Below are 1,880 nucleotides of genomic sequence, written 5' to 3' on the forward strand. Positions count from 1 at the left end.
GGTAGTGTAAAGTAGCCTATGAAAAATTGGAGCTGAAAAAATGGCTCCATTGGAACCTTGAAAATTGCAGATATGTTAGTTTTCGGCAGTGTACGCCACCCTTGACGGCACACTAAAATAATGCTCTGAATGTCTTACCGACGGCGAAGAACTCAAGAACAGATAGGTTTCTCCGTCTGATTCACAGCATTGTAGCATTATTTTAGTGTGTCATCAAGGGCAAAGCCAGAACCAAGGGTTCTGGTGGCTGGATATTTACCTCCGGCTCGGAATCTAAGAACAGATAGCAGCTTCGCTCTGTTGTTTCAGGATCGCCTGCTGGCCAAGGTAGATGAGAAGTTGCCATTTGCCGGGCATGTTCCCAGCACCTTCTAGAAGTTCCACTTTGTTTAGTGGTTCTTTACCACCGGATTTTTCATGTGGGCGTAAGAAATTGTAATAAGCAACCCAAAGAGAGACGCTGTGGATGGCGCCATCTTCTGTACCATAGCCACAGGTAATGCGATAGGATTCCTTAAAGGTACGATTCAGGCGTTCGATGAGCTGCTTGAACGGGCGGTATTCCTTAGATACTTCATCGTCATTTGTAAGACCAATGGCCTGAGTGATAAAGACATCCCAGTCTTTCTCAATCTTAAACTGTTGGGCAGCAAGTGGGTAGGCACTGTATCCATCTGCGATGAATTTCAGGGCTTTGCCAGGGAACTCCTTAAACTTATCAAATGCCATCCGCATGGTAAGGATGCAAGGACCGACATCTCTGGATGTTGAGACCTGATACCCAAGAATGGAGCGAGATATTTTGTCCATGATTAGCCACACGTAGGATTTAACGCCTTTGATTTTTATGTAGGTTTCATCGGCGGCCAGTTCATTGGAAGGGTTGTAGTCGTAGGAATCCACGAAAGGCCGTATGATGACAGCAGCGGTTTTGGCATAGTTGTTGACCATGGTGTGTGAGATTTCAATCCCGTGGATTTCTTTCAGAGCCTGTACAGTCTGGCGAAGAGACAGCTTGAGGTTCACACGGTAGGTAAGGCACAATCCCATGATATAGGCATTGTTCTTCTTATACTTGAAAGAGGTTGCCCATTTCGGAAGCTGATTCAGATCCATGTCGAAGAAGTTCACGGAAAACTCGCGGTAGAGGTATCGCAGCTTGTATTTCCAGTATTCTGATTTTGGAAGGTCTTTTGGAAGCTTATTCAGATTCCGCTTGTAATAGGAGCAGTTGTCATTGATGCATTTGTGGACACGGAAGTGCTTACGGTCTTTGACTGGCTGGAGGGCATGACCGCAGTAGGGACACTGGAGTTTTAGTGGAGTAGTTACTTTCTCACCATTAACAAAGGTCTGGCCGCAGATCTTACATTTGAATTGACCGCGTCCACCGGTATTATCGTAGATGTACTCATGTGGAGCCCCGCAAAGAGGGCACACGATATCTTCAGGAACGGTGCGGGTCTTACCTTTGTGAGTTTTGACTGGTTTCACGGCTTTTCCGTAACGGAGTCGGTAGTACTCGTTCCAGAGTATCCAGTCCTGTTTGATGAAGGGCTTGATGACAGGAAGCTTATCAGTGAGGAATTTCTGGTACTTAGGGCTGTGGATTTCATCATGAGCCCATTGTTTCAAAGGAATATATCTGCAGATAAAGAGAATAAGCCAGCAGATTTGCTGATATTGTTCTTGAATGATGTTAAGTAAATAGAGTATAATGTTATCCATAGCAATGATTTACCTTTCGTATTTTGTTGAGTTTGGTAGCCTACATTATACACGAAAAAGGGGGTCATTGCTTTTTTATATGCAAAAAGTGGTGAAGTCCTTGAAAATATAAGGTTTTAAAGAAAAATAGGACTGTAAAACTTTACAGTACC

The 1,880-nt window shown here is 44.1% G+C and carries 1 protein-coding gene; it reads right to left on the minus strand.

From position 1 onward, the window contains the following. Nucleotides 1-273: 273 nt before the first annotated feature. On the minus strand, nt 274-1,728 hold the full coding sequence (locus ACQRBH_RS17180) for an IS6 family transposase (RefSeq protein WP_427762674.1): 1,455 nt from the start codon (nt 1,726-1,728) through the stop codon (nt 274-276). Nucleotides 1,729-1,880 lie beyond the last annotated feature (152 nt).

The organism is Bariatricus sp. SGI.161 (genome assembly GCF_050313695.1).
In the GTDB taxonomy this organism is placed as follows: Bacteria; Bacillota; Clostridia; order Lachnospirales; family Lachnospiraceae; genus JAFBIX01.